Source organism: Brevibacillus sp. Leaf182 (assembly GCF_001423865.2).
Taxonomy (GTDB): Bacteria; Bacillota; Bacilli; order Brevibacillales; family Brevibacillaceae; genus Brevibacillus; species Brevibacillus brevis_C.
The window spans coordinates 261,799-282,645 of sequence record NZ_LMPN02000031.1 but is presented as its reverse complement, the minus strand read 5'-3'; the positions used below and the strand labels follow the sequence as shown (position 1 = coordinate 282,645).

Here is a 20,847-nt window from a genome sequence, read left to right as displayed (position 1 = left end):
TGACTCCTCCTTACTCCTCATCCATGCTGTTATGGTAGCTCGACATCTCAACTACACGGAAGGTTGCGGTAAAGACCAATTCACCTTGGACCTTCGTCTCTACACGTACCTTGCATTCGTCGCCGTTACGGCTTCTCACCACTGCTTTAGCAACCAGCTTCTCCCCTGCTCGTACAGGACGGACAAAGCGGATTCTCGCCGTAGCTGTCAACGCTACGTCTGCGTTAATTACTGCTACTGCCAATGAGTTGGCCTGAGCAAATATATAATGCCCTCTGGCAATTTGTGTTTTCGAAAAAACGTGTTCTTCTTTTATTTCCAATACGGAAATAGCCTGTGAATCGAGCTGTAGATCAACCATTTCACCGATGACTTCATCAATGCCCAATGATTTTACAGGATCAAGACTTTTCTCTGCAACTGTCTTAATGCGTTCACGCAACTCCGGTATCCCTAATTCCAGTCGGTCTAAACGTATGGTTTGAATACTGACATGAAATAACTCAGCCAGATCTTCGTCCGTCGCAAATGGATTATCCGCCAGATACTGCACTAAGCGGGACTGGCGATCTTTTTTTGGCAAGCGGGCGATGCCGAACACCCCCTTAAGCAGGATTCAATTGTACTATGTATGATTGCGAGCTGTTTTTAATACCTGGTACCAAAACACAGTATAAGGGAGAAGATCTGGAATTACAAGTATCGTTCACGAATTTAGGTAACCGTCCCTAACGATAAATGAGCCGAATGATCTCCTCAATCCCGGGTTCTTTCATCTGAATGTCCAGAGGCTCACCCCACCCCGCCACTTCGGCAAGAATGCGCGGAGAAGAAATTTTTCCCTTGTCGAAGTAAATCGAAAGTACATTCTCTGATAGCTCCATCCGCTCGATCCCCTCTAGGTCGTAAAGCTTTTCGGGCGGTTGTCGAAATTCGATTCGAATGAGGCTTGGCAGCCCTATCTGGCGTCGCAAATCGGTCAAGCTCGTATCCATCATCTTTTTGCCATGGTTGATCACGATGATTCGGTTGCAGAGTTGCTCGATATCGTCCATATCATGAGTCGTCAATAGAATGGTCTTCTTCTGGGATTGATTCACTTCTTTCAAAAACGCTCTGATGCGCGTCTTCGCGACGACATCCAACCCAATCGTAGGCTCATCTAAAAATAGGACCGGCGGATCATGCAGCAGGGCCGCTGCTAAATCTGCTCTCATTCTTTGACCCAATGACAGCTTACGTACTGGCGTATCCAGGAATTCATGTAGATCCAGCAGTTCCTGATACGCCTCCATCGATCGCCGATATGCCTTTTCTTCAATCTTGTACATCGCTTGCAAAATTTCGAAGGAGTCTTTGACTGGCAGATCCCACCATAGCTGTGTTCGCTGCCCGAACACCACACCGATTTGTGAAGCTACTTGCATTCTTTCCCGCTGTGGACTATAGCCGCCGATTCGTATTTCCCCCTGACTGGGATGAAGAATTCCTGCGAGCATTTTGATTGTCGTCGATTTTCCTGCGCCATTCGGCCCGATATATCCCACGAACTCGCCTCTGTCAATGGAAAAGGAGATATTGTGGACCGCTTTGACTTCCCTTCGTTCACGAGAAAAGAGTGTTCGTAGAGAAGCAAAGCGCCCCTCTTTCGCTTGATTCAGGAAAAATGATTTTTCGATGTGCTTTGCTTCAATCATGTTACCCCTCCTTAGCTCCCGGTACTATGATAATGTCGAATCCCGACATTCCACAGCATACGAGCGAAATAAAAAGCAACCGCTGCGGCGACCGGGGTGAGTAACGGATAAAACCATTCGCCCCCTTTACCCAACAACGTCAACATTGGCAAATAATTCATGTACGCGATCGGTATCGCTGAGAAAAACAGCCATTTGAGCCAGTTTGGATATAGCCCGATCGGATAATTGGAAGCATTGGCTGGCGCATAGATGGTAAAGGTCAGCATGTCTTTCATCTGATGCGTCCAAAAGGCGACCCCAGCCGTAGCAAGGCCAATGGAGAAATAAATCACTCCGCCAGACAAAATGGCAACTGGTGAAAATAGCACCAGTCCCATGATCGCTTTCCCTTCCACCGCAAGACCCAACAATGAGATGACTAAAACAGACACCCCTTGCACCAACCCTCCCACTCTCGACAAATCAAGATTGCGTGTCAATAGCAGAAGCAAAGGTGAAACAGGACGGATGAGCAATTGATCGAGCTCCCCTTGTACAATGTACTTCTCAAAGTCGTTGATTTCCGGGGCAAATAGTCGATACAAGGAAACAGATGCCGAGGAAATTCCGTAAAGCATCCCAACCTCGTAAATATTCCACCCGACCACATCGTGAAATCGGTACAAAATCGCAGAAAGAATAATAAAATCAAGCACCATAATCATTCCGGTCGTGGCAGCGCTCGTGACAAAATTTATCTTGTATTGCATTTGCGAACGAATGCTGGCCGCAATCAGTTTGCGGTAGAGGGCAAACATGTGGTTATCCTCCTTGAATTTCTAGCTTTCTTCTTGCCATGTTCGTCACCAATAAAGCAACTGCCGTTAAAACGAGCGCCCAGCCAGCTTGGACAAGCATGGCATAAGGAGGAGCAAGCTCTAGCATGGTCATGACCGGATAATAAATCATCGCGGAAAAGGGTAAATAAGGGGCTACCTTTCCAATCATCCCGGGCATCAAGTCTATCGGAATCATTTGTCCACCTAACCCGAAGATCAATGACAAAAGGATGAGGTGAACCCAGCGAATTTCTGTCGTCCAGAAGGAGGAAATGCCCGCGAGATAAAAGAGCAGCATGCCTACGTAAATTCCTAGCAGAAGCGAGAGGATAAACGAGAAATAAGTGAACGGATCGGAGGGAAAAAAGAAGCCTACCGCTAATCCTAGCAGCAAGCCGATCGGAACACTTCTGTAACAAGCGTTGTACAAAAGTCGCCCAAACTCCTGACTGAGCATGTACCAAAGATAATGAACAGGCTTGATCATATCCAGACTGACAGCCCCGCTTCTTACCGCTATTTGCACATTCAGACCCGGCGAGATAAATGTCGTCATCCAGAGAACACTTTGGCAAATCGCGATGTAATACCCCATCGTTTTGACATCATAGGGGCCGTATACTTGCTTTCCAGAAAGGACACCCGTCCAAATGGCAATAAAAACAAGCCCAAAAATCGAGCTTGCGACATTGTTGATGACATGCGATAAACGATACTGAAGATTTCGACGATAGCTCATGCGAATAATCCGCCAATAGACCATAGAACCCTCCTCTTGGAAAAGTCAGGATTACTAGAATAGCAGGGGCCGTACACAAATGCAAGAAAAAAGAAAGAGCCCTTCCCATTTGAAGGACTCTTCCTGATAAATCCATTTGCTGTCACGCTGGTCACCCATTCACGCCAGCCAAATGGAACTTATCCTCTTTTTTATGGATCAATAGCTTCATGTGGAAGCTACAATCACCTCTACATCGTTGGCGTGCAGGACCTCAGCTATTTCCTTTTCAGGCAGCTTATCGGTCACAATAATATCGATCTGGTCAAAACCGGCAACGCGATACAGCATACTTTTTCCAAACTTGGTATGGTCTGTGAGTATGATTACTTGATCGGCTCGTTTGATCATTTCTTTGATCAGAAAGCCGTGATCTTCCTGCGTAGACATAAGCCCTTCCTTCGTAAGACCGCATGCACCAACCAGTACCTTATCCACATGAAAATCAGCGAGGTTTTGAATCACGCGTGTACCGAGTACACATTGATCCTCTGCATGTACGTCTCCGCCCAAAAGCTTGACAAGAACGCCTTCTTTTCGGGACATACTGGCGGCAGTCGCTAATGAATTCGTGATAATGACATGGTCGCGGGTCTGCAAGGATTCCACGGTGAGCTGAACAGTTGTGGACGCATCGAGCAACAAGTAATCGCCATCTTTGATCAGACGAGCCGCCGCTGCTGCAATACTGCGCTTTCCTGTCAAATCAAGCTGCATACGTTCCTGATGGGAGTAGTTCTTTTTGTTGAGGCTGGGTAATACTGCTCCTCCCCTGGTTCGCAGGATTTGACCCTGCTCCTCCAGCTTGACGATATCACGCCTCGCTGTGTCACGGGAAACGCCAAACTGCTCAACTACCTCTTGCACGCTGATTCGCTGGTACTCCTGCAAATACGCAAGAATCGCAGCGAGCCTCTCCTCTTGGAACACGAAGCCTCAACCCCATCCTTATCATGACTTCATTATAAGTCATTTAAGTAATTTACGCAAGCAACAATAAGTGTTTGTAAGTAATCATAAGCAATAGAAAAGAACAAAAAAAGCAAGGCGATTTCTCACCTTGCTTTCTTAGCAGCGAATATTACTTCGCTACTTTCACGCCTTTGTAGTGACCGCAGCTTGGGCAAACACGATGCGCAAGCTTGTATTCGCTGCAATTATCGCATTTGATCATGCCTGGAATCTCTAATTTGAAGTGCGTACGACGCATTCTTTTACGGGTTTTGGAAGTTCTCCGTTGAGGTACTGCCATCTTCCTTACACCTCCTTCAACTGACAAATGCTAAGAAGCTCTATTGGGTGGACAGTATAGGCAAAATGCTTATGCCATCCTTCAAAAATGAGACGCTGCCACGAATGGTCGGCGAATCATCTTGAATACAGTAGGAATACTTATTTGCTGTCTTTGAAAAAGTCAGCCAACCCAGCCAATCGCGGGTCAACACGCTCATTCTTGCAGCTGCATGCCACTTCATTACGGTTCACACCGCAAGTCGGGCACAGACCTTTGCAATCCTCCTCGCAAAGCGGGAAGGTCGGCATTGCCAGTAAGAAATCCTCTTGCAACAGCGAGTCCAGCTCGATTTCATCGCCTTCCAGAGGAAGAATATCGCTGTCCTCGTCATCTTGCAGAATTGGATCATCCGCAAGCGCAAATGTCTCAGAGAAATCTACTGTTGCCTGATCGACAAAAGGATTCAAGCATCTCGCGCAGACAAAATTCACATCTGCCTTCATGCTTCCTTTTACGTAATAGAGATTGCCTAGCTGTACAGCTTCACCACTCGCAGTCACAGGAGTCATTCCGCGAATCTCATGGTGGCGCTTCTTCAGCTCATCTGCATCCAAGCTTACCTGGAATGGCAATGGCTCTCCTTTTCGGTGCTCTAACTCTGCTAACTTAATGTTCATAGCATTTCACCTCATGCACAACAAAGATGATTATAGACCCTGCCCAAAGCTTTGTCAACCATTTTTGCTTGACAGCTAGTTCGCTCAGGTAGATTTCGGTTTTTGTCCATTCAAGTACGTAATCGCTTCTTCCACCGTCTTGACCGGAACCACTTTCATTGAAGTTCCAATCCGCTTGGCAGTCGCTAACGCCTCCTCATAATTGGAGTTCGTATCTGGCGTATCCTGCGGAGCAAAGAAGATCTCTGCGCCCGCTTTGTCCGCTGCGATTACCTTTTGATTAATGCCACCGATCCTGCCTACTTTTCCGTCTAACGAAATCGTGCCTGTTCCTGCAATTTTATAGCCTTTAGTCAAATCCGTCTCCGTATTTAACTGGTCATAAATCTCCAGCGTCATCATCAATCCAGCAGAAGGTCCACCAATCCCTTGCGAGGCAATGGTTACTTCTTTCGGAATAATGATTTCCTGTTTGTTGTCAGGGCGTACACCAATTCCAACTGACTTGGATTCAGGTAGTGGTTCCAAGGTTAACATCGTTTTGGCCTCTTGTCCATCTCTTGTGTACGTAATTTCGACCTGATCGCCTGCTTTTTTTGCAGAGAGGGCTGTCAGCAAATCTTTTGCCTCAGACGTGCGAACTCCGTCTACAAACGTAATGATATCACCTATTTGCAATTTTTTATGGGCAGGGAACCCTTCCAAGGTGCCCATCACCCATACGCCCTGCTTCTCAATTTTCACTTCGAAACCGGCAAGACGGAATGCGACTGCCTCCGCGATTTTTTGTGAATTGTCCATGACTGCTTGTTCTCGGCGGATAAAATCTTCGCTGTTCTCGCCCTTACTGACAACGAGTTCCTTGGGCATCAACTCAACATCCTGCGCCATTTTTGCATACCAATACCATGGCAAATTCGCTTCGCCCATTCGAACCGTCGTGAGCATGAAGGCGCCGGTCTCGTCTTTTTTGCCGCCTTCCACTTGAATCATCGGCCCCAACTCAATCGCTGAACCTGGACGACTCACGTAATAATTCGTTGGTACAAAAAAAGAAATACCCAACAAGACAAAAACCAAGGCAAGTATCCAGCTAAAGCCTCTGGTTCCTGTAGATCTGCGTCTGTTGGCATAAAGCTGTTCCTCACTCATTCTTGCGCCTCCCAATTTGCAATTAGTTCCCGAATGCGTTCGATATATTCAGTACCCGCACGTTCGCCTAGCTCAATAATTTCTTCGACACCCGTGTACGCGATACTGCTATAGTGTCCAACATCCGGCCTGATTACGATGTCTGCTGCAATGATTCGATGTCGCAGAATCTCCCTTTCCATCACATCAATCGTCTGGGCGATGACATCAAAAATACTTTTGACCTCCATCCGTGTATCGAATTGGGCGACATCTACCGCAATTACGATATCGGCACCCATTTCACGCAGCACCGTCACAGGCACACGATCAATGACTCCTCCGTCGACTAAAAGCCGCCCCCCTACTTTTTCAGGTACGAAGATGCCTGGAATGGATATGCTCGCCCTCACCGCTTGATCAATCGGGCCTTCACGAAAAACGACTCGCTCCCCTGATTCAATATCCGTTGCCACAATAGCCAGCGGCTTGTTCAGCTCTTCCAAGCGCTTTCCGTGCGTTAACAGACGAATTAATTGCTTAATCTTCTCCCCCGTAACAAACCCCATGCTGGGTACAGTCAAATCGAGCCAATGCTTGCGTTTTAAATTAAGGGCAAGCTTTCCCATCATGTGCGGTTCAATTCCGTTGGCATAGACGGCTCCAATCAGACTACCCATACTGGAGCCAGCCAGCATATCAATCTGGATGCCATGTGCTTCTAGCGCATTCAATACACCAATATGCGCAAAACCGCGAGCGCCCCCAGAACCCAGGGCTACACCCACGATTGGTTTACGCTTTATCTCCATGGAAAAACCCCTCCCCCGTAACCAGCCTATGTGGTAAATCGCTGTACCTTTCACACTTGGGAGATATTCGTCAACCAAGCTTACGCATAGTTCTCCCGCCTGCCACGTAGACATGTACTACTACTTTTCTTCGATTCAGGAGGAATCCATGTCACGCCATTCACCCGTACTTACTTTGTTGCTCGCCATCTCGACAGTTTTTATTGTTATTTCGTTGATTGCTTACTCGCAGATTTCTTTTGAAGCTGCCGTACGCGGTCTGAAAATATGGTGGGAGGTAGTTTTCCCCTCTACCCTTCCCTTTATTGTGCTGTCTGAGGTGTTGATGGGTCTGGGCGTCGTACATTTCGTCGGCGTGTTACTGGAGCCATTAATGCGCCCACTGTTTAACGTTCCAGGCACGGGCGGGTTCGTATTGGCTATGGGCTTTTCGTCCGGCTATCCGGTAGCCGCAAAGCTGACAACGCGCCTGCGTCTGCAAGGCAATGTGACGAAGGCTGAGGGTGAACGTCTCGTCTCTTTTACAACGACGGGAGACCCCTTATTCGTCATGGGAGCAGTGGCAATCGGATTTTTTCACAGTGAGCAAATGGGCATCACGCTAGCTGTGACTCATTATTTGTCAGCTATACTCATGGGCGTACTCTATCGTTTTCATGCGCCTTTTGCCATTACTTCAGCCCCATTGGAGAAAAATTCACTTCCTCTTCCTTTACGCGCTTTGCAAGCGATGCATCGGGCACGCGTCCGCGATGGACGTCCGTTCGGAAGATTAATGGGAGAAGCGGTGCAATCCGCCCTGAATACATTGCTCATGATCGGAGGCTTCATCATTGTTTTCTCGGTATTAATTCAACTATTCTCCACGATTCATCTGACACAGATCATCAGTACGCTTCTCTCGATCATTCTCGGTCCCTTTGGTTTTCCACCAACTTTTTCCCAAGCAATCGTGGCTGGATTGTTCGAAGTAACCCTCGGCGCACAAGCAGCGAGCATTGTGCCTGACAATGTTTCCTTGGTCTGGAAAGCGGCCATTGCCAGCGCGATATTGTCCTGGGGCGGCTTGAGTGTTCACGCACAGGTCGCGAGTATCTTGAGTGAAACGGATATTCGTGTCGCCCCCTACTTGATTGCCAGAGCGCTGCACGCGTTTCTAGCTGGGGTTCTGACCTTTGTCTTTTGGGGTCCTCTTGCCACAGTCAGCTCCTGGTTCGTGGAGAAAGCCGTCCCCGTATTTACGCAGGTGAAATCTGAGATTCCGGCGACGACTTGGTGGGAGACCTTGCTCTTATCAGGGGGAATCGCCATCGGCGTCAGTGCGATCCTGTTGTGTACCAGCCTGACTCTTTCGCGCATAAGCCGCAGCAAGACGCGATAATCTACTCCGCCATTTTTCGCTTCAGTGCCTCTTCGACGAATGGGGGCACCAAATCGGCGACACTCGCCTTGTATTTCGCAACTTCCTTTACAATACTTGAACTCAAGTATGAATATTGATTGTTCGTCATCATGAAAAACGTTTCGATATTTTCATCGAGCTTTTTATTAATCGAGGCGACTTGCATCTCATATTCAAAATCTGAAACAGCGCGAAGGCCACGAATGATCACCTGCGCGCCCTTTTTGTTCATATAGTCAATCAACAAGCCGTCAAATGAGTCCACTTCTACATTTTTCATGTCGGCGGTTGCCTGACGAAGCAAATCGACACGCTCTTCTACGCTGAACAATGAGTTTTTCTTAGAATTGATCAAGACGGCAACAATGACCTTATCAAAAACGTTGGCACCCCGCGCAATAATGTCGAGATGCCCATAAGTAACAGGGTCGAAGCTTCCTGAACATACGGCGATTGCCATAGCGAGTTATCCTCCCTTGGTGCTCTTTTGCACCTTGATTTGAAAGTTAGGCTTGTGGCTCCAAATCGCAATAATACACGGTAACGGCCGTATCCCCATACTTAGCCGCTCGCTCTTTCACACAATGACCAATCGTATCTGGAAAGGAGTCTGCGATATCATGCTCAGCCACGATCCACGCTCCGTCCGCCAACATTCCCAGCTCCTGCAACATCTCTATTTCTTCGACAATTTTTTGCTGGGCGTACGGCGGATCCAAAAAGACGAGATCAAATTTTTGATTGCGCGTACTTAGTGTGCGAATGGCACGGTCCGCATCCATCCGATATAGTTCTGCATAATCGTCTAGCCTGCAAGTGCTGACGTTTTGTTTTACCACGGCAAATGCTTTGTGATCTCGCTCCACGAAAACAGCTCGGTCCGCTCCCCTACTCAATGCCTCGATCCCGAGACCACCTGTTCCTGCGTATAGGTCCAATGCCCACCCGCCATCGAAATACGGACCAATCATATTAAAAATCGATTCTTTGACTTTATCGGTTGTCGGTCTGGTTCCTTTGCCCGGAACTGCTGCCAACCGTCTTCCTCTGTGCTCTCCAGCGATGACTCGCATACTTTTTTCACCTGTCTGCTTTCCTATGTATGTTGTAAGAGGTTATTCAACGCGTATTATTAAACGCAATTTTTAAGACTGAGAATGATATCATACTATCACAACTGCATACACCCGTAAAATTAGCAACTGGAAAAATTTATGTGCAAGAAAGGTATACAACCCATTTCGATTGGAAAAGATGATGAATAGCGACGCAACGGTGTCGCTGACAACCGCGGAGAAGACTTACGTTTCCCCATAAGCTCTTCCTCCGGTTTCTCCTCTCCCATAATTGAAAGGCTGTTCACTTTGGCGCACGACGTGTCTGATAGGAGCATTTCGTGCCATCGCTCCCTTCATCGGGAGGAGTTGAACGGCTGCCCCTCGTCATTTGGCGATGGGGTATTTTTTTGTGTGCAGCGCATACTACATGTACCTGCAACACCCCCTACATGTATAGTGCCTGAAAGGAGTGAGTCGTTCATGGCAGAAAAGCGACCGTCTGCACAAAAGCTGAAGGCGTCCAAAGCCCAATCCATTGCTGACCGTACTGGCAAAGATGTCGAGCTGGCGCGAGACATGCAATCACGTGCAGATCAATCGGACATCGTCAAACATGGGCAGTAGCTATACAAGAGGCCAGCCACATCGAATCGGCTGGCTTTTTACTTTTCCACCTTCAATTCCCTCGGCATTTCTTCTATGCGGTTACAAATACTATACAAAAATAGCTGTGAAGGAGGTATCCGCCATGCATACGGTGTGGAAGGGCTCGATCAGCTTCGGCCTCGTCAATATACCTGTTCGCATGTTTACCGCAACGGAAGAGCGCGATATTCGCTTTCGCCAACTGCATAAAGAGTGCAATACCCCGATCAAGTACACGAAAATGTGTCCCCACTGCCAGCGCGAGGTTGATACGAGTGAAATCGTCCGTGGCTTCGAATATGAAAAAGGACATTTTGTCATGATTGACGATGAAGATCTGGAAGCCATTACGCCAGAAACACGCAGAGCCATTGAAATTATCGACTTCGTAGACTTGTCAGAGATCGATCCGGTTTATTTTCATAAAAGCTATTTCCTATCCCCACAGGACACTGGCGAAAAAGCTTACGCCTTGCTGCGATCCGCTATGGAACAGACAGGAAAGATCGGCGTTGCACAGGTGACGATGCGCAATCGGCAAAGCCTGGCCGTTATTCGACTGTATGAGCACTGCATCATGCTGGAGACGATCTTCTATCCAGATGAGGTACGTCCCGTCAGTCAAGTACCTGCCTTGCCAGAAGCCACGGTACCCTTAGCCGAAAACGAGCTGAAGATGGCAACTGAGCTCATTAGTAATATGACAATCCCTTTTGATCCTGAAAAATATACAGATGAGTATCGAACTGACCTGCAAAAATTGATTGAGAAAAAACTGGAGGGTCAGGAGATCGCCACTGCACCTACCGTGGCAAGAACCAATGTTATTGATCTCATGCAAGCTCTCAAAGAAAGCTTGGAGTCTACAGCCGGTCAAGCCGCCGTCCCAATCAAAATCGAGCCTGAACCGACTCCGTCAAAGCCTGCGCGAAAACGCACCACTGCTGCCTCCTCATCCGAAAAAGAGCAAGCATCGAAAAAGGCGAGCGCAGCAAAGACTACGACTACTTCTACAACCAAAACACTACGCAAAAAGAAAGCTACCTCTGTTTAATTTGCAACTAAAAAACCTGCCCACTCTGGACAGGTTTTTTTGTATTCACATCAAGACATCTAGTTTGGCGCCATCTTCCTACATGGTTCAATATGGATATGAACGGCGTTAATCCGATGAATCTTGCGCATCTGTTCTTCAATTTTCTCAGTGATGGTGTGGCTCTCCACCACATTCAGACCTGGATCTACATGGATCACAACATCAACCAGCACGCTGCTTCCATGGTAGCGGGCTTTGATGTCACTGATATCCTTCACTCCCGAAATTGAGGAAATGGTAGTTCGCAGGTCAGCAAGCTTGCTCTCGTCAAAGCCATCTGTCAAACGGTGGGTTGCTTCCCTGAAAATGTCCCAAGCAGTCTTCAAGATGATGAGACCAACAACAAAAGCAGCTAAAGGATCAAGCCAGTGCAATTGGAATTGTGCGCCAGCTACCCCGATAAATGTCCCGATACTGACGAATGCGTCTGAACGGTTGTCAGCGGCTGCTGCATCTAGTGCTTGGCTGTTTGTTTTAATGGCGAGCTTTTTATTGTAGCGATAGACGAAAAGCATGATGACTGCGGTTGCAAGTGCTGTCCACCCTGCCAACAGGTCAGGTGCCGCATGCTGTGGGTCTAATAAGGATGGTACGGCATTTGTAACGACTTGAACTCCGACAAATAGCATAATAAATGATGCAACAAGTGCTGAAATCGTCTCCGCCCGAAAATGGCCATACGGGTGATCTTTATCAGGTGGTTTCCTTGCAATACGCAGCCCGATTAAAACAGCAATCGATGCGACGACATCCGTTGAGTTGTTAAGACCATCAGCCATTAAAGCTTCCGACGCAGTGACATACGCAACTCCTATTTTTAATACAGAGCAGAATATGTAGGCGAAAATACTCACCCACGCTCCACGTTCTCCTTGTTTTAGATCCGAATAAACATCCATACCTCATCACCTCAAAATACTTCTCCATCCTGCTTCGACAACGAGAAAAATCAAAGCGCTGGAAGCAGTTGCTTTTTTTCGAACTTCATCGTATCAGATAGGATTCATGTGGGTCTACAGAAACAGTTTTAGTCCGATTCATGAGAATAGGGGGGAGGAAAATGTGTTGCACACCCGCAATATTTTCATTGGAAAATTTTCCTTGAAATTCATTGGACTTCCCGTTATCCTATTCTTGCAATCCAAAATAAAAAAGCACGGGAGCTTGGAATTCACCAGGCTGAGAGGATGGTACTGTGCCATCGACCGTTGAACCTGAACTGGGTAATGCCAGCGGAGGAATGTCATATACGACACGAAAAGATGCGTGTATTTTTAGGATACCCGTTTCTTCTCTACTCTCGCGTTGGCGTCGCATGTTGTTTATGCGGCGCTTTTTCGCGGGATGTTTCTTTCGCCTCCCTAAACGGTTCTCGCTTTCGTGCAACCAAAACAAGGAGGTTTTTCTTATGTCATTGGTGTCATCTTTTCCAGGCAGTCACAAAGTATACGAAATAGGTAGTCGTGCGGACATTCGTGTCCCGATGCGCGAGATTTCTCTTCATCCTACCGAAGGATTGTCTGGCTCCACATCCAATCCTCCTCTTCGCGTGTACGATACGAGTGGCGAATATACCGCAACCGGGTACGTTCCTGACATTCAAGCAGGACTGCCCTCCATCCGCCACATGTGGATCGATGAGCGAAATGATGCGGAAACGTATGTCGGTCGCGAACCACAACTAGTTGACGACGGCATCCGAAATGAAGAAAAGGCAACCACCCTCCCCACTTTCCCTCGAGAGGGCTACAAACCAAAACGGGCAAAGCCAGGGAAAAATGTTACCCAGCTTCATTATGCCCGAAAAAATATCATCACACCGGAAATGGAATACGTTGCCATTCGCGAGGGTGTCTCCCCTGAATTTGTACGGGCAGAAATTGCCGCTGGACGTGCGATTCTCCCTTCTAACGTCAATCATCCGGAAAGCGAGCCGATGATCATTGGCCGCAACTTTCATGTCAAAATCAATGCCAACATCGGAACGTCAGCTGTCAGCTCATCGATGGAAGAAGAAGTCGAAAAAATGATTTGGTCGGTTCGGTGGGGTGCCGACACTATAATGGACCTCTCGACGGGAAAACATATACACACCACGCGGGAGTGGATTATCCGCAACAGTCCCGTTCCAGTCGGTACTGTCCCGATTTATCAAGCACTTGAAAAAGTAAATGGGAAAGCTGAGGATTTGACATGGGAGGTTTACCGAGACACCTTGATTGAGCAAGCAGAACAAGGCGTCGATTACTTCACCATTCATGCTGGTGTTCTCTTGCGCTACATTCCTATGACAGCTAACCGTGTTACTGGTATCGTCTCTCGCGGCGGATCGATTTTGGCTGCATGGTGCCTGGCCCATCATGAGGAAAACTTTTTGTATACGCATTTCGCTGAAATTTGCGAAATTCTGAAGGCCTACGACATTTGTGTATCCCTCGGAGATGGACTACGTCCTGGCTCTATCGCGGATGCGAATGACGAGGCGCAGTTCGCGGAGCTTGAAACATTAGGAGAACTCACAAAAATTGCGTGGGAACACGACGTACAAGTCATGATTGAAGGCCCTGGTCACGTCCCCATGCATCTCATTCGCGAAAATATGGATAAACAGTTATCCATTTGCCATGAGGCTCCTTTTTACACACTGGGGCCACTCACGACAGATATTGCTCCCGGCTATGATCACATCACTTCAGCGATTGGGGCCGCCATGATCGGATGGTTCGGAACAGCGATGCTCTGCTACGTAACACCTAAGGAGCACCTCGGTCTACCCAATAAAGAGGATGTCCGCAACGGTTTAATCGCATACAAAATCGCAGCGCATGCCGCTGATCTCGCAAAAGGACATCCCCGAGCAAAACAGCGTGACGACGCCTTGTCCAAAGCTCGTTTTGATTTTCGCTGGAACGATCAATTCAATTTGTCTCTGGACCCGGAGCGCGCCCGCGAATATCACGACGAAACATTGCCAGCAGAAGCCGCCAAGTCAGCCCATTTTTGTTCCATGTGCGGACCTAAATTTTGCAGCATGAAAATATCGCACGACATTCGTCACATTGCCAATGAACAAGGGGGTGCCCAAGACCCCGCCATTCTTGCAGGGATGCAGGAAAAATCGCGTGAGTTCCGCGAACAAGGAAGCCGTTTGTACCAGCCGTAATGAAGGAGGAAGCCTATGGAGGAAGCTAGTCTTTTACGCGAAAAGATCAGTCGATTAGAAGCTGAGCTAGAACAATTTAAACAACAATTGCGGCTGATTCAACAGGACTGCAGCCACGTCTATATCGAAACTCCACTTACGCGAACCTGCTCGAAGTGCCTGCAAACCGAAAGCCTTTATTATTAATAGAAAAAGGTCGAAATCCCTTTGGTGGATCTCGACCTTTTTTCTTGCTTATTTCGTCATTCCAACTTGCAACGGAAGTCCTTCTTTATAATAGAGAGAGGGCGATAGCAGAATGAAGAAAATATGGATATGCAGAAAGCCTTGCTTCTTCAAAATGCCGTGTATGGCACTAGCAATCGCGTCATGCTGCTTTTGTTCACGGGGAAACATCATGATCTCTACAGACAAAGGACTGTTCGTCAATTGCTCTACCTGAAGCAGCTCTAATTTCACCTTTTCCTGAGCTACTTCAGCAATTTTGGAAAACTCTTCTATGAGAATCTGAGAAACGGGCTCTATGTCTTGCTTCGCAAAGCCTTTAAACCGAAGAAACGGCAAGTCAATTCCTTCTTTCGTAAATGAGTTCGCACAGTCATTATAAACAAGTCTCTAATTGTATATCAATGAAAAAAGGATTAAAGAAAGTGAACAACAAACATTCCCAATTGGAACAAGAGACACAAAGAGGGCCATATCAGAGAGCAGCTCCCTTCCCATGAGGTGTGGTGGACGTACCACGGAAGGAGGAAGCAGCTCAACCAGATACAGCCCAATCCGCTGACCCATTGGTTACTTTATACAGGTAGTATAGCTCGAATTCAATACTTAATCAATGAAAAAGTTTCGTAAAATTCTAACAGGAGTTCATCCGCCAGCCCCACTCGTATAGATCATGCCTATCCGTGAAACTGTATTAGAAAACCGGGCAAGTCCCAACTAAACATAAAGGTGGCAGCTATGGAACTAACTCCGCTTTTTCCTTTTGAGCCTATCAGCACGGAAGCTATACCTGTAGGACCACAATGGATAGGCCAAGTGAAATGGGATGGTGTTCGCATTCTTACCTACTACGATGGACAAGAAGTCAAACTGTTCAACAGAAAATTAAATGAACGGACTTTCCATTATCCAGAAGTAACCGATCTTCGGTCGTATTGTCATGCTGATTCTGTGATTTTGGATGGGGAAATAATCGCTCTCGGCCCGGATGGAAAGCCTTCTTTTTACGAGGTCATGAAAAGAGACGGGCTGCGCCGTTTAGAGAAGGTCTCCCAGATACAAAAGCTTGTCCCTGTCACATACATGGTCTTCGATGTCCTGTACTGGAATGATGAATGGGTAACTTCCTACCCACTCTCAGAGCGACAACAAATACTCGCAAAAATCATCACTCCTACTACTCATGTCCAGCTCGTTGAAAATTTTGCTGATGGAGACGCTCTTTACCGCGTCATAGAAGCTCAAGGCATGGAAGGAATCATGATGAAGGATGCGTCGAGCAGCTACTTGGTCAATGGGAAAGATCAACGCTGGAGAAAGAAAAAGTATTACCGGGATCTCATCGCTGTGGTAGGCGGGGTTACGCTTCGGAATCAGATTGTCAATTCGTTGCTTCTGGGCCTGTTTGATCAACAAGGTTCTTTTTGGTACATCGGTCATGCAGGTACTGGAAAATTGACGCAAACGGACTGGCGCGCTTTAACGGAGCGAATACAGCCCCTCGTCCAACAGAAGATGTCTTTTGTTAACAAGCCACCACGCGCAGCCAATACTTTATGGATACAGCCGGAAATTACCGTCAAAATCAAATTTGCAGAGTGGAAGGAAGGGCATTCCTTGCGACAGCCAAGCATACAAGGCTTTGTGGATGTCCCTCCACACCAGTGTGTTTTCGAGTAAGGAACCCCTTGGCTTTCGACCTCATTGTCGAAACGAACCAGACTGTTTTGCTCTCCCCAGCTTTTGTTTGCCATGATTAAGAGCCTGCATTTCCCCGTAGCTCGTCAGCAGGGCTACTAGTAAGAGGGCAATATACACAACAGCTGTCGTCACCCCTCCAACCGCTGATTTATCCTTGAAAAAGTCCCCAATCAAAATCACGATCACACAACCACTCAAACAGACTGTCGTGATCCACACCATCGACCGGTAAAATCGATAAAGCTTCGTTCCTTCGGGAATGAGGCTTTGCTCTCTTCCTTTGTTCCTTCTTCTTACGTGAATGAGCAAAAAGATCGCCAACGGGAATTGAAAGACGAACACGAACAACGGCAAGCTATAACTTATAAATTGATCGATATTGGCTACATTTGGAAACGCAAATATGGACGATACAACGATAAACCATCCACACGGAGCATTGAATGTATTGTAATGCCGCTGTCCCCCAAATGATCCCACCCCCACTAAAAATGCCAAGTAAGCGACTATGACTTTGATTGTGAAAGCCGGGAACCAAACACTAAAAAGGATCATTTCGACCCTGTCCAGAAAATCTGTGACGTGGATTTGTTGGACGAGAATATAGATGGGGAAATTCAGTCTACCAGCGATAATGAAGCCCATTACCCCGAGCAAAACGAGCAACATAATCGTCGTCCCAAAGCCGACAATGATGACTCCGTGCTTCATCGCAGCATAAAATAGCCGCGGCTCTACAATGGCATGTAAGAATGCCCCAATGAGAAAAATATCACCATATATACCCACTGGTAAAAGGTTGCTGACCACGATCCGATCCAGGTTACTGGTTAAGATTGGTTCCAATCGCTCTATGTTGTATTCATTAATCAGCAGGAAATAGAGCGAAATGCACATGATGAAATAAATAGGAAAATAAAACTCATTTACCCGAGCCGCCACCTCAAGACTCGTTTTGCCATAGTACATCATCAGTAAGACGAAGACGAGTAAGATGACCTCCAATGGCGTGTTTGGCAATAACGAGATATGTAAAAAATCAGCAGCCCCTTTAATATCGACCGCCAGGATGATCCAAACGTAAAACAAAATGAGGAGATTGATAGCTCCACCAATCCACTTCCCGCCAATAATAAACAAGATTTCAAAGATATTTTTCCCAGGGTAGGCCTCAACCAGTCCACTCAAAACGTAGGCAATAAAAATCGCATAAAAGATGGGTAAAATTTGAGAGAACCAAGCATCCATCCTTGCTACCTGAACAACAGACCGCAAGAAACTGATCATCATTCCTGTCATCAAGACACTGCCGACCAGCCAGGCAATTTGTCGATGATTGACAACTTGCTTGTGAATCATACGTGGGCCTCCTTATACGAACTGATCCACCCACCACTTCACATGAGGAGATAGAAAGTTCATCAAATTACTCGTGGGTAGCACTTGATAATACTGGAATTGCAATGCAATCAGAAAAACAATGGTTAGGGTGTAGAAAATAACAATGACTCGCTGCTGTCTCCCATCCATACCTTTTCGCTTCAGGATAAATTCTCCAAAGGAAAGTACCAACATGAGGACAAAAAAGAGCAGAAATATTCTATTCATAATCATCTTCACCTTTGGTAATATTTTTCGTTGTCTGCCCGAAATTAGTCATGTTCACTTTGGATCGGATTTCATATGTGATTTTCGGAAGCTCCTCATTCCACCTGTTCCGATATCGGTCTCGCCACTCTCGCGGATAATTCCTTGACAATGCTATTCCTAACCCAATGAAGTCTGTTCGTTTCTGTTGGATCGTTTGCATCATATGTTTCACACCGTGATTGATTTGCTCGACGAGCTTCGATTGCAGGATTCTAATATTTTTCTCTTCCTCGAGATCGAGGTTTGACAAATTCTCTACCACAACGGCAGCAGCGTATAGATCAATTTTGAAATGGATGTGGCCTTTCCTTATCACGGGCTTGATATTCGCCCTCCCTTTCGAAAGACTTATCGTAAGCCGTTCATGCTTGTTAAGAGACAGCACAACAGAAAACGGTGTGTAATCCCGTTGGAACAATCGCAAGCCGAGCAGTTCTTTAGGCTTCGCAATGGTTACGAGCTTATCGTGTCGAAATAAGCCTACCCCCGTCGCCTCTACTTCTTTTGACTTGCCTTTCGGATGGGAATTCACAGCTGCCAGAACGGGTAAAATGGCATCAACCCCTGGTGTACCGAGCATCTGAGCCACATCCTTCAACGTTACCGTAATGCCCCCCATCTTGACCAACTCACGCATCGCTTCTCCTGAAAAGCGTTCAAATTGCGGCTGTGCGGTTAGTAATTCAATTGCTTTGCCTTTTGTCATGACAATGTAAGCTGTTAATCTGTTTTCCGGAAAGCGCGCCACAATATCCAGCACATCTGACATTCCGTCCTTCGCCAGTTCTTCGCCTATGACGATCATCCGGTGATGGGAGTAATAAATTTCTCGAGACATTCTTGCTTGGATCAATCCATTCGCTTCCCGAATTGTCCTGCCTACTGCGGAATCAACGTAATAACTCTTATCACCACTCGTCCCCCCACCACCTCCGGACTGGGCGCCCAGGCTACTGACCAGAGGGACCTGAATGGATAACCGATACCTGCCGTCTGGTTCCTTATCCATCGCCATTGCAATGACGATAGCCATATCATTTACTTCACGGCGATCCCAACAACCAGATACCAGGAACATACAGAGCGACACCACCAAAATGCGGGTCACAGCCTTCACGATTGCCCCTCCTCATTTGAATGACGGTTGCCTGTCACCCCTGATTGCCCTCCTCTTTGCTGAATAGAATTAGCAAAACCATTGTTCATACGCCTTGCATTTTGTACGCCCAAAAAGCTCGGGCGTTTTTCCATCATCGACCATGGAGCTCTAATCAGTACGTCTTTGAGATCGCCGACCGACATCGGTCCTAGCGGCGATAAATAAGGGACACCAAAAGAGCGCAGATTAGCCATATGCCCGAGGATCAGCAATAATGCTACCAGCATTCCATAGATGCCGAGGATCGAAGCCGCTATCATGATCGGAAAACGCAGCATTCGGAGTGAAATCGATGCATTAAAATGTGGGATCGTAAACGAGGCAATCCCTGTAAGCGATACAACGATAACCATGGGGGCAGAAACAATCCCTGCCTGCACGGCTGCCTGACCAACGACCAGCGCACCTAAAATACTGACAGCTTGCCCGACCGTTTTCGGAAGACGAATTCCCGCTTCTCGCAAGGCTTCAAAAGAAATTTCCATGATAAAAGCCTCCACGATCGCAGGAAATGGAATGGACTCGCGCGCAGCAGCAACACTTAATAGGAGCGTGGTTGGTAGCATCTGTTGGTGATAAGTCGTAATGGCCACGTATAAGGCAGGGGTAATGAGCGAAATGATGAGAAATACATAACGCAGCAGTCGAACAAGGGTAGCCATTTGAAAGCGTTCGTAATAATCCTCACTGGCCTGCATCATCATCCAAAACGTAACAGGCACGATCAAAACCATCGGTGTCCCATCTACAAATATCGCGATACGTCCCTCCAGCAATGCCGCAGCAACGGTGTCTGGGCGCTCGGAATACATAACCTGAGGGAAAGGCGAGTACGTGTTATCCTGGATCATCTCTTCGATGTATCCACTTTCCAGCACAGCATCTAAATTGATCTTACTGATTCGACCAGTGACCTCCTGTACGATCTCTGGATCAGCAATCCCATCCAGAAAGGCAACCACCAGATTGGTGTTCGTCTCACGTCCAACTACCAAGGACTTCATTTTCAATCGAGGTGTTCGCAATTTGCGCCGCAGCATCGACGTGTTCGTGCGAATATTTTCGATAAAGCCCTCACGCGGCCCCCGTACGACCGCTTCTCCTTCTGGTTCGTTAACTGAGCGTTTTTCTGCTCCACGAATGCCGAGCGTCAGCGCCTCTGTATTTCCCTCTACAAGAATGCCTGTATCACCTGAGAGCACTGCTTGTAGCAGCTTTTTATAATCGTTTACTCTTCCCATCTGCGAAACGGGCAAAAGTGACTCTTCTATCACTTTTATATCTTCATCGCCGTCTTCAAGTACCATTAACGATTTCAGTGCAGAATTGACCTCTTTGGTATCAATTAGCCCATCTACGAAGACAGCAATCGCTCGGACACTGTTTTTTTGGCAGAATTCTCGTATGACAAAATCGGAGCAATCCGCGAACATTTTTTTCAACAGTTCAATGTTCTCTTCCAATCGAGGCGAAATCGGTATACCCTCCAGCTCAATCAAGCTACAGGCATTCATTGTCTCAATCAGTTCTTTCATTTTATCTTTCTTCTTGAATTTCATTTCATCACCAACCACTGGAAATCTACCCGTATTATGGTT

Annotated in this window: 22 protein-coding genes and 1 riboswitch; of the genes, 5 read left to right on the top strand and 17 right to left on the bottom strand. The window is 47.0% G+C overall.

The window, feature by feature from the left end:
• Positions 1-10 precede the first annotated feature (10 nt).
• The 9 genes from fapR to ASG16_RS22805 all read right to left on the bottom strand — a co-directional run bounded on the left by fapR (position 11) and on the right by ASG16_RS22805 (position 7,150).
• The gene (gene fapR, locus ASG16_RS22845; RefSeq protein WP_048033577.1) at positions 11-601 is read right to left on the bottom strand and encodes a transcription factor FapR; all 591 of its coding nucleotides are present in this window, start codon (positions 599-601) and stop codon (positions 11-13) included.
• 127 nt (positions 602-728) lie between these two features.
• Entirely contained in the window at positions 729-1,697 is a 969-nt protein-coding gene (locus ASG16_RS22840; RefSeq protein WP_056486451.1) for an ABC transporter ATP-binding protein, read from the bottom strand.
• An 11-nt stretch (positions 1,698-1,708) separates the two neighbouring features.
• Positions 1,709-2,497 (bottom strand): ABC transporter permease, encoded by a 789-nt coding sequence (locus ASG16_RS22835; RefSeq protein WP_056486449.1) that lies wholly within the window; start codon positions 2,495-2,497, stop codon positions 1,709-1,711.
• A 4-nt stretch (positions 2,498-2,501) separates the two neighbouring features.
• Complete coding sequence (locus ASG16_RS22830) at positions 2,502-3,281, bottom strand: ABC transporter permease (protein WP_056486446.1); 780 nt, start codon at positions 3,279-3,281, stop codon at positions 2,502-2,504.
• Positions 3,282-3,464: 183 nt separating this feature from the next.
• Positions 3,465-4,226, bottom strand: coding sequence for a DeoR/GlpR family DNA-binding transcription regulator (locus ASG16_RS22825; RefSeq protein WP_056486443.1), 762 nt, complete (start codon positions 4,224-4,226; stop codon positions 3,465-3,467).
• Positions 4,227-4,377: 151 nt separating this feature from the next.
• Positions 4,378-4,548, bottom strand: coding sequence for a 50S ribosomal protein L32 (gene rpmF, locus ASG16_RS22820; protein ID WP_005834357.1), 171 nt, complete (start codon positions 4,546-4,548; stop codon positions 4,378-4,380).
• Positions 4,549-4,688: 140 nt separating this feature from the next.
• Positions 4,689-5,207, bottom strand: a complete 519-nt coding sequence (locus ASG16_RS22815; protein WP_056486440.1) for a YceD family protein — start codon at positions 5,205-5,207, stop codon at positions 4,689-4,691.
• A gap of 84 nt (positions 5,208-5,291) precedes the next feature.
• A complete protein-coding gene (locus tag ASG16_RS22810) occupies positions 5,292-6,359 on the bottom strand; it encodes a SepM family pheromone-processing serine protease (protein WP_056486437.1) in 1,068 nt (355 codons plus the stop codon).
• Positions 6,356-7,150, bottom strand: coding sequence for a patatin-like phospholipase family protein (locus ASG16_RS22805; RefSeq protein ID WP_056486434.1), 795 nt, complete (start codon positions 7,148-7,150; stop codon positions 6,356-6,358). Before ASG16_RS22805 ends, ASG16_RS22810 begins: the two co-directional genes overlap by 4 nt.
• 148 nt (positions 7,151-7,298) lie before the next feature.
• Here ASG16_RS22805 and spoVV point away from each other — a divergent pair, with 148 nt between their 5' ends.
• Entirely contained in the window at positions 7,299-8,531 is a 1,233-nt protein-coding gene (gene spoVV / locus ASG16_RS22800; protein WP_056486428.1) for a dipicolinic acid transporter SpoVV, read from the top strand.
• Between the two features lies 1 nt (position 8,532).
• Here the strand turns inward: spoVV and coaD are convergent, their stop codons facing one another.
• The gene (coaD, locus tag ASG16_RS22795; RefSeq protein WP_056486425.1) at positions 8,533-9,012 is read right to left on the bottom strand and encodes a pantetheine-phosphate adenylyltransferase; all 480 of its coding nucleotides are present in this window, start codon (positions 9,010-9,012) and stop codon (positions 8,533-8,535) included.
• Positions 9,013-9,058: 46 nt separating this feature from the next.
• Positions 9,059-9,625, bottom strand: coding sequence for a 16S rRNA (guanine(966)-N(2))-methyltransferase RsmD (gene rsmD, locus ASG16_RS22790; RefSeq protein WP_048033586.1), 567 nt, complete (start codon positions 9,623-9,625; stop codon positions 9,059-9,061).
• A 465-nt stretch (positions 9,626-10,090) separates the two neighbouring features.
• Here rsmD and ASG16_RS31020 point away from each other — a divergent pair, with 465 nt between their 5' ends.
• Together ASG16_RS31020 and ku are read left to right on the top strand one after the other, a co-directional pair.
• On the top strand, positions 10,091-10,234 hold the full coding sequence (locus ASG16_RS31020) for a hypothetical protein (RefSeq protein WP_016743266.1): 144 nt from the start codon (positions 10,091-10,093) through the stop codon (positions 10,232-10,234).
• Positions 10,235-10,358: 124 nt separating this feature from the next.
• Positions 10,359-11,309: a non-homologous end joining protein Ku gene (ku, locus tag ASG16_RS22780; RefSeq protein WP_056486422.1), complete on the top strand. Its 951-nt coding sequence runs from the start codon at positions 10,359-10,361 to the stop codon at positions 11,307-11,309.
• Positions 11,310-11,368: 59 nt separating this feature from the next.
• Here ku and ASG16_RS22775 read toward each other — a convergent pair whose 3' ends face one another.
• Positions 11,369-12,250 carry a cation diffusion facilitator family transporter gene (locus tag ASG16_RS22775; protein WP_048033588.1) on the bottom strand — a complete coding sequence of 294 codons (882 nt, stop codon included), beginning with the start codon at positions 12,248-12,250 and terminating at the stop codon, positions 11,369-11,371.
• A 247-nt stretch (positions 12,251-12,497) separates the two neighbouring features.
• Positions 12,498-12,610: riboswitch (TPP riboswitch) on the top strand.
• 149 nt (positions 12,611-12,759) lie between these two features.
• Between ASG16_RS22775 and thiC the strand changes: the two genes are divergently transcribed.
• Positions 12,760-14,514 (top strand): phosphomethylpyrimidine synthase ThiC, encoded by a 1,755-nt coding sequence (gene thiC / locus ASG16_RS22770; protein WP_056486420.1) that lies wholly within the window; start codon positions 12,760-12,762, stop codon positions 14,512-14,514.
• A 234-nt stretch (positions 14,515-14,748) separates the two neighbouring features.
• On the opposite strand, the gene ASG16_RS22765 is transcribed toward thiC, so the two are convergent.
• Positions 14,749-15,078, bottom strand: coding sequence for a DUF1904 family protein (locus ASG16_RS22765; RefSeq protein ID WP_056486416.1), 330 nt, complete (start codon positions 15,076-15,078; stop codon positions 14,749-14,751).
• A gap of 399 nt (positions 15,079-15,477) precedes the next feature.
• Here ASG16_RS22765 and ASG16_RS22760 point away from each other — a divergent pair, with 399 nt between their 5' ends.
• A complete protein-coding gene (locus ASG16_RS22760; RefSeq protein WP_056486412.1) occupies positions 15,478-16,419 on the top strand; it encodes an ATP-dependent DNA ligase in 942 nt (313 codons plus the stop codon).
• Between the two features lie 21 nt (positions 16,420-16,440).
• Here the strand turns inward: ASG16_RS22760 and ASG16_RS22755 are convergent, their stop codons facing one another.
• From ASG16_RS22755 to ASG16_RS22740, 4 genes are read right to left on the bottom strand one after another with little or no spacing between them, the layout of a single operon-like run.
• Positions 16,441-17,799: a GerAB/ArcD/ProY family transporter gene (locus ASG16_RS22755; protein WP_056486410.1), complete on the bottom strand. Its 1,359-nt coding sequence runs from the start codon at positions 17,797-17,799 to the stop codon at positions 16,441-16,443.
• Positions 17,800-17,811: 12 nt separating this feature from the next.
• The gene (locus tag ASG16_RS22750; RefSeq protein ID WP_056486407.1) at positions 17,812-18,048 is read right to left on the bottom strand and encodes a hypothetical protein; all 237 of its coding nucleotides are present in this window, start codon (positions 18,046-18,048) and stop codon (positions 17,812-17,814) included.
• Positions 18,041-19,207 (bottom strand): Ger(x)C family spore germination protein, encoded by a 1,167-nt coding sequence (locus ASG16_RS22745; protein ID WP_056486405.1) that lies wholly within the window; start codon positions 19,205-19,207, stop codon positions 18,041-18,043. The genes ASG16_RS22750 and ASG16_RS22745 overlap by 8 nt, the downstream gene beginning before the upstream one ends.
• Positions 19,204-20,784 (bottom strand): spore germination protein, encoded by a 1,581-nt coding sequence (locus ASG16_RS22740; RefSeq protein WP_370444412.1) that lies wholly within the window; start codon positions 20,782-20,784, stop codon positions 19,204-19,206. Before ASG16_RS22740 ends, ASG16_RS22745 begins: the two co-directional genes overlap by 4 nt.
• Between the last annotated feature and the right edge of the window lie 63 nt (positions 20,785-20,847).

Coding starts and splice junctions, on each gene's coding strand:
- ASG16_RS22840 (WP_056486451.1), bottom strand. CDS start 1,697: ATGATTGAAGCAAAGCACATCGAAAAATCATTTTTCCTGAATCAAGCG.
- ASG16_RS22835 (WP_056486449.1), bottom strand. CDS start 2,497: ATGTTTGCCCTCTACCGCAAACTGATTGCGGCCAGCATTCGTTCGCAA.
- ASG16_RS22830 (WP_056486446.1), bottom strand. CDS start 3,281: ATGGTCTATTGGCGGATTATTCGCATGAGCTATCGTCGAAATCTTCAG.
- rpmF (WP_005834357.1), bottom strand. CDS start 4,548: ATGGCAGTACCTCAACGGAGAACTTCCAAAACCCGTAAAAGAATGCGT.
- ASG16_RS22815 (WP_056486440.1), bottom strand. CDS start 5,207: ATGAACATTAAGTTAGCAGAGTTAGAGCACCGAAAAGGAGAGCCATTG.
- ASG16_RS22810 (WP_056486437.1), bottom strand. CDS start 6,359: ATGAGTGAGGAACAGCTTTATGCCAACAGACGCAGATCTACAGGAACC.
- ASG16_RS22805 (WP_056486434.1), bottom strand. CDS start 7,150: ATGGAGATAAAGCGTAAACCAATCGTGGGTGTAGCCCTGGGTTCTGGG.
- spoVV (WP_056486428.1), top strand. CDS start 7,299: ATGTCACGCCATTCACCCGTACTTACTTTGTTGCTCGCCATCTCGACA.
- coaD (WP_056486425.1), bottom strand. CDS start 9,012: ATGGCAATCGCCGTATGTTCAGGAAGCTTCGACCCTGTTACTTATGGG.
- rsmD (WP_048033586.1), bottom strand. CDS start 9,625: ATGCGAGTCATCGCTGGAGAGCACAGAGGAAGACGGTTGGCAGCAGTT.
- ASG16_RS31020 (WP_016743266.1), top strand. CDS start 10,091: ATGGCAGAAAAGCGACCGTCTGCACAAAAGCTGAAGGCGTCCAAAGCC.
- ku (WP_056486422.1), top strand. CDS start 10,359: ATGCATACGGTGTGGAAGGGCTCGATCAGCTTCGGCCTCGTCAATATA.
- ASG16_RS22775 (WP_048033588.1), bottom strand. CDS start 12,250: ATGGATGTTTATTCGGATCTAAAACAAGGAGAACGTGGAGCGTGGGTG.
- thiC (WP_056486420.1), top strand. CDS start 12,760: ATGTCATTGGTGTCATCTTTTCCAGGCAGTCACAAAGTATACGAAATA.
- ASG16_RS22760 (WP_056486412.1), top strand. CDS start 15,478: ATGGAACTAACTCCGCTTTTTCCTTTTGAGCCTATCAGCACGGAAGCT.
- ASG16_RS22755 (WP_056486410.1), bottom strand. CDS start 17,799: ATGATTCACAAGCAAGTTGTCAATCATCGACAAATTGCCTGGCTGGTC.
- ASG16_RS22750 (WP_056486407.1), bottom strand. CDS start 18,048: ATGAATAGAATATTTCTGCTCTTTTTTGTCCTCATGTTGGTACTTTCC.
- ASG16_RS22740 (WP_370444412.1), bottom strand. CDS start 20,784: ATGAAAGAACTGATTGAGACAATGAATGCCTGTAGCTTGATTGAGCTG.